The following is a 6,419-nucleotide window of genomic DNA, read 5'->3' on the forward strand; positions in this document are numbered from 1 at the left end:
TTATCCACATTTTTAAATTCAATCATAATACTCCCCATAAAAAAGAGCTTCTATCTGAAGCTCCTTCTTAATTTTTAATTCTTTAAAGCTTTGTAATAAATATTATATTAAATACAATGCATTAGTTTTTAAGATCTTTTAAAAGTTTTTGTGCTTCTCTTTCGCCATCGTAATCAGAATCTTTTGCAACTTGGTAGCCTTCGTGATTGTAAATTGAAATGATCTTTTTACCCTCATCAGTGTTTGCAATTTCAATGAAAGAATCGGAAAGAGCCTTTTTAAAGTCATCAGTCATAATTTCTGAGTTCTTAGAAACTGAAATTGTGTCGTTGTAAATTTTGTCAGTAACGCCAATTACATTTGTTTCATCCCAGATAGATGCAGTTTTATTGAATTCACTTTGCCATTTTTCAGCATTATCCATTCTGACATCTGCAAAACCAACCATTACATCAACTTGACCAGAAGCAAGTCTAGCCATAGAAGATGGATAAGAATCAGCTTGAACAATTGAAGGAAGATCAGTTAATCCCTTTTTATAATTTTTTTGTAACCAAAGGTATGGATAGATATAACCAGCAGAAGAAGATGAACCCATTACAGACCATTTAGCACTTGCAAGATCTTCCCAAGTTAATTTTTCGCCATTGTTTACCTTAGCTGCAAGTTCTTTACCTTTTTCAGAAGGTCCAGCAATTATAAGAGCTCTGTAGAAATTAACTTGATCGTCAATTTTTTCAGTAGGTTTTTTGTCGTTCCAGTCCTTAGGATTTTCAGAATCAACAGAAAGACCTTTTCTAGTAGCAGTAAGAAGAACTTCAGCACCATCGTCATAGATTGCGTAAGTTCCACCAGGAATAAATCCAACGTCGACGCTTCCTGCACTTAAAGCCTCGCCAGTTGCTTCATAATTTGTACCAACTGTTATGTCAACATTTTTGACATCGTAACCTTTTTCAGCAAGCTTAGTTTTTAAGATTTCCTTTAAAGGTTCAGTTTGAGTAACAATTTCTTCAGGTTCCCTAGATGGAACAAATTGAATTTTCAAAGTTTCAATTGTCTTTGCGTTTCCTTCAGCCTTTGCCTCTTCCTTTTTATTACCACCACAAGCAGTAAGAGTCATTAGCATTGAAAGGAGTAATACTAACCATATTTTTTTCATACAATACCTCCGTAAATTTAATGGATAGCCATTAATAAAATTCTGTCAAATTTATTATACCAAAAAAAGAAAAAATAAATATTAAAGTAGCATAAAAAATAAAAAATATTATGAAAATTATTTTAACTTATTAAATTGAGGAGAAATATATAATTTGATATAATTTTTTTAAGGAGTGAGGAAATGAGCATAATTGTTAAAATAGAAGAGTCAAGATTTCCCAATGTATCTAGGGCAAAGTTTGAAGATAGAAAATACGAATTTAAAGGCGGAATAATTGGGCAAACAGTTGAAATAAAACAAAAAGGCAAAAGATCTAAAAAAGCAAAATTATTAAATGTAATTGAAAAATCTGAAATAGAAAAAGGAATTCCATGCCCTCACTTTGAAAAATGCGGCGGATGCACATATCAAACGCTAAAATATGAAGATGAGCTAGAATATAAAAAAAGTTAGTAGAAAAACTATTTAGAGAAAATGGAATAGAAAGAGAACTAGAAATAATTCCATCGCCAGTACATAAATTTTACAGAAATAAAATGGAATACACCTTTGGCGATGAATACAAAGGAGGACCCCTTGCCCTTGGACTTCATGTAAAAAATAGATTTCATGAAATAATAAACACGACAGAATGTAACATCGTAGACGCAGACTTTAACAAAATTAGAAGTGAAGTTAGAAATTATTTTGAAAAATTAGGCGAAGTTCACTACAACAGAATGAAACACCAGGGATTCTTGCGCCATCTTTTAATAAGAAAAGCTACAAAAACTGGCGAGATAATGGTTTTACTTGCAACATCAACTCAAAGTGAATTAGACAAAGAAGCTTTCATAAAATTTTTACTTGAATTAGATCTTGATGGAGAAATCGTGAGTATTTTTCATGTAAAAAACGACGCATTATCAGATGCAATTGTGCCGGAAGAGATAAATTTAATCTATGGAAAAGATCACATTGAAGAAGAAGTCCTTGGACTAAAATTTAAAATAAGTCCCTTTTCATTTTTTCAAACTAACACAAAATCAGCAGAAGTTTTATATAAAATAGCACGCAAAAAAATTGACGCAAAGGACAAATTAGTCTTCGACCTATATTCAGGAACAGGCACAATTACACAAGTTTTAGCAGAATCTGCAAAAAAAGTAATTGGCGTAGAAATCGTGGAAGAAGCAGTAGAGGCGGCAAGAGAAAATGCAGTCTTAAATAAAATCGACAATGTAGAATTTATAGCATCAGACGTCTTAAAAGTCCTAGATAGTTTAGAAAAGAATCCAGACTTAATAGTCTTAGACCCACCAAGAGAAGGAATAAATCCAAAGGCAATAGAAAAAATAATTGACTTTGCACCAGAAAAATTTCTATATATATCCTGCAATCCAGTAACATTAGTAAGAGATTTAAAAGTATTTATAGAAAAGGGATACAAAATAGAAGAACTAGAAATAGTCGACCAATTCCCAAAAACATCTCATTCAGAATCTGTGGCTCTTCTTAACAAAATTAAATAAACAATTTATAAGGACTTTTGGGTTTAAGAAATACCCTTAGGTATTTTTTTTATTTATTTGTGTCCCAATCATTTTTATAAATTATCATAAATAAGAAAATAAGCAAAGTACAAAATATAAGTTTTATCCTTTGCTTAATTGTTAGTTTATTGTTTTAAATATTAATCGTAAGGAATGATATAGGATGGATTATTGAGGATTTTTTTTAACTCTTCTAAAAGAACAGGCAAAAATTCTGTGTAAGCTTTTCCTCCTGCTGGATAAAAAAGTTTTTCTATTTCATGTAGAGATTGTAAACCGGATTGGCTGAATTCCAAAAATAGACTAAGCAAAATAGGGATAAGGGGCAATAAAGCTAAGACCAAAAAGTAGACCAAGTGGGCTCTTGCGTTTTCTCTATCTTTTTTCAAAAAGAAAAACAAAGTTGAGAAAAGTAAGTACCAAAAGAGAATAAATCCTACTATTAAGCCTATAATTGAAAGCAGAATGAAGAAAATTCGAAATGGCCATTGATATGTAGGACCCTGAAAAAACATAGCCAAAGCAGAGTTTAGAGGACTGATTAAAAATAGAAAAATTCCTATTTTAATAAGCCTATAATAGTTTATATGAGGAAATTTGATTTTATTCATGTATATATCCTAGGATTATTCTAAATTACGTTCAATTACAAGTCCATCAATATACACATTAAATGTATGAGTATTATTTATGGGGTCTAAAAATTGAATAAGGTAATTGTACATAGTGTTAAAATCATAGACATAATATAGGCGAAAAAATGTTTTACCATAGTACATTCTATGATAACGTAAGTTTGTTGTACCATGAATTGCAAGCCCTAAATCTGAGTTTAAAGCGAACTCAAAATGGAATCCATCTTGATTTAACTCGTCATTTCCAGAATAACCAAAGTTTGCCACATCTAAATTAAATTGGGAAACATACATTCCTTGTTTTATATTTGATTCAATGCCATATCCATCATATCTATTTACAAGTTGAGCAGGATAACCTACAATATTAAATCTTAGGTCAGAAGGAGAAGAAGTAAGAGAATGATTATAAAAATGATAAGAAATAGGAAGTCGATTTACCTTAAATATACCTCTAATAGCCGAGATACTAGATGTTTGGGATAAAGAATTAAAATATTGTTCTTTTAATTCCTTAGGTATAGAAGGGAAAGCTGCATTTACGGTTTGCTTAAGAACCTCATTATCTGTTTTTAAGCAATTCAAAGCAAAAATATAATCGGAAGTTGCTTCAGATTTATGAAATTTAGAAATTTCTAATGGAATATCTGTATGTATATGTACTTCAGGAATTTTGGATTTTTTAGATGGGATAGTAATCATTTTTTTAGAATAATTTTCAAGTGCATCAAAATATTTTATCCTATATTCTAAAGGTATGAAGGAAATTTTATTTTGTATCATAGAATCAACAAATTGTTCGTCATTACGACCAATTTCAGGAGTCCACTCTATAACATTGCTATCTAAAGGTTCAAAAATAACGTTGTCAAAGTAATTAAAATTTTCACTTAATGCATGACATGAATTGAAAAAATTCAAAGATAGGACACATAAAACCAATGTAAATAAAAACACAAATATTTTTTTCATATTTATTCTTCTTTCAAGATAATGAAAATGCAACAATAATCTTTCATTTTATATATATCCAAAAGCAATGTTTTTTAAACAATCACATTGAAAAAATGTTTTATAATTATTAAATAAATATATAGACATAGAGTTCATATATTACATTTAAGTCAGCATTTGAAGTTCATATATAAGACTAATAAGAATTAAAAGTAGATCTAAAATATAGTTAACAGTACAATATAAACCTCCTTAATACAGAACGAAGGTGTGTTTTTGAATGAAGAAATTAGCCATAAAGCGTATTATAATGCTTATTCCATAATTATTACATCATAATAATTTAGCAGCTTTCAAATAAAAAAACAATTAAATATTTAAGCAAACAATAAATACAAATTCATAGAAATTAATATAAAATTTACTTTGAAGGTGTTAGAATAAGAGATGTAAATTAAATTTCACGCATATAGAACAAACTCATTTAAAGGAAAATATGATAAATAACGAATAATTTATTTAAAATTTTCACTAGATAATAATATTCTAGACTTATAATAAATCACATGTTAGTTATGGAAATATTCCCATATACGAGGCTTTTGAAAAACATTGAAATTTATCCATACTGTCCACTCAAGGCACTTGGAGAATGTAGTATTGATGTCAAGAAAATAAAATTATAGATTGTAATATCAAAAAGTGAAATTAACAACAGGTTGTGAGGTGAGTTATATTAAAAGGAAAAAAATACTAAAAATTCTATTAGTTATATATATAATTTTGCTATGTTGGTTGGTGCTATTCAAGCTTGGATTTTCCATTAGTGGAATTAGGAGAGTAAGAGAAATTAATTTAGTACCTTTTAGATATGACAATGTTATAGAAGGCGATTTGTTTTGGTTAGAACCAATATTTAATATGGTGGCTTTTTTACCTTTTGGCATTTTATTAAGAAAATTGGATTGTAATATCAAATTTGGATTCTGTATATTTTTAATAGTTAGTTTATTTTTTGAAACTGTGCAATTTATTTTTTCGATTGGAGTTTCAGATATAACCGATATAATAACAAATATTATGGGTGGAGTTATTGGTATGTTAATAGTTGATATTTTAGATAAAAATAAATAGCATATAAAATCATTATATGGAAAAGATAATGATGAAAAAATACTAAGTTATTTATTTTTCAAGTTAAAGAATTATAGAAATTAATTATTTTTGGTAAAGTAATATTTGGCGGGAAGTTAAATAATAAATATTAGTATTTGACTGGTACCTTAGGGGCAGTGATATCCTTTAAATAGAGGAGGGACACTATGCTTAGAAGTGAAGTTCAAAATAGAACGGGTCTTACAAGAAAGGCTATTGAATATTATGAGGAAAAGGGATTAATTAATCCCAAAAGACTTGAAAATGGGTATAGAGATTATAGTGATCAAGATATCGAAATTTTAAAAGAAATTTCTTTATTTTCTAAAGTTGGATTAAGTGTAGCTGAAATTAAAGAAATATTACATTCACAAGATTCTTCATTACCTACAATTTTAAGAAACAAGGAATATGAATTAGATATTGAAAAAAAGAAGAGAGATGTACTTAAACTTATCATTAATGGAGAAGAACAGGACACTATAAGTAAAGAGCTTGATTTGTTAGAAGCTAATAAAACTATATACGAAAGATTAATTGATAAATTTCCTGGTTATTTTGGACAGCTTTTATTTTCAGCCTACAAAATATTTTTAAATGAATATCTGGAAGAAGATGGAAAAGAAGCTTTTGAAAAATATATAAATTACTTAGATAATTTACCAGAGTTTCAACTATCAAATGAGGAAAATAGATACATCGAAAGTTTAACTAAATCTTTTTCTATGGCAGATTTAGAAAAAATTAATGAATCAAAAATTGAAGCAGTGAATAATACTAAAGAATGGTTTAAAGATAATAAAAAATTTATTTCTTATTATGAAAAATATAAAAAAAGTGATGAGTATTTAAATAGTGAAGCTAAGAAAATAAAAGATAGATTGCAAAAATATATGATAGACAATAGATATTATGAAATTGCAATACCGCTTATTAGAAAATTTAGCAAATCTTATGATGAATATTATAAAAAATTAT

At 28.2% G+C, this 6,419-nt stretch carries 7 protein-coding genes; 4 read left to right on the forward strand and 3 right to left on the reverse strand.

Annotated elements, in window-relative coordinates; all coding sequences use genetic code 11:
• Window positions 1–121: 121 nt before the first annotated feature.
• Complete coding sequence (locus MR285_RS05280; RefSeq protein WP_293558757.1) at window positions 122–1,162, reverse strand: PhnD/SsuA/transferrin family substrate-binding protein; 1,041 nt, start codon at window positions 1,160–1,162, stop codon at window positions 122–124.
• 183 nt (window positions 1,163–1,345) lie between these two features.
• On the opposite strand from MR285_RS05280, the gene MR285_RS08330 reads away from it, so the two are divergent.
• Window positions 1,346–1,618, forward strand: a complete 273-nt coding sequence (locus tag MR285_RS08330; protein ID WP_366934093.1) for a hypothetical protein — start codon at window positions 1,346–1,348, stop codon at window positions 1,616–1,618.
• An 83-nt stretch (window positions 1,619–1,701) separates the two neighbouring features.
• A complete protein-coding gene (gene rlmD / locus MR285_RS05285; RefSeq protein WP_366934094.1) occupies window positions 1,702–2,676 on the forward strand; it encodes a 23S rRNA (uracil(1939)-C(5))-methyltransferase RlmD in 975 nt (324 codons plus the stop codon).
• Window positions 2,677–2,837: 161 nt separating this feature from the next.
• Here rlmD and MR285_RS05290 read toward each other — a convergent pair whose 3' ends face one another.
• Together MR285_RS05290 and MR285_RS05295 are read right to left on the reverse strand one after the other, a co-directional pair.
• On the reverse strand, window positions 2,838–3,308 hold the full coding sequence (locus tag MR285_RS05290; RefSeq protein ID WP_293558759.1) for a hypothetical protein: 471 nt from the start codon (window positions 3,306–3,308) through the stop codon (window positions 2,838–2,840).
• Between the two features lie 15 nt (window positions 3,309–3,323).
• A complete protein-coding gene (locus MR285_RS05295) occupies window positions 3,324–4,304 on the reverse strand; it encodes a hypothetical protein (RefSeq protein WP_293558761.1) in 981 nt (326 codons plus the stop codon).
• Between the two features lie 708 nt (window positions 4,305–5,012).
• On the opposite strand from MR285_RS05295, the gene MR285_RS05300 reads away from it, so the two are divergent.
• Entirely contained in the window at window positions 5,013–5,420 is a 408-nt protein-coding gene (locus MR285_RS05300; RefSeq protein WP_293558763.1) for a VanZ family protein, read from the forward strand.
• Window positions 5,421–5,608: 188 nt separating this feature from the next.
• On the forward strand, window positions 5,609–6,419 hold an 811-nt coding region (locus tag MR285_RS05305), incomplete at its 3' end, for a MerR family transcriptional regulator (RefSeq protein ID WP_293558765.1).

The sequence above is a fragment of the Peptoniphilus sp. genome (assembly GCF_022767005.1).
GTDB lineage: Bacteria > Bacillota > Clostridia > Tissierellales > Peptoniphilaceae > Peptoniphilus_A.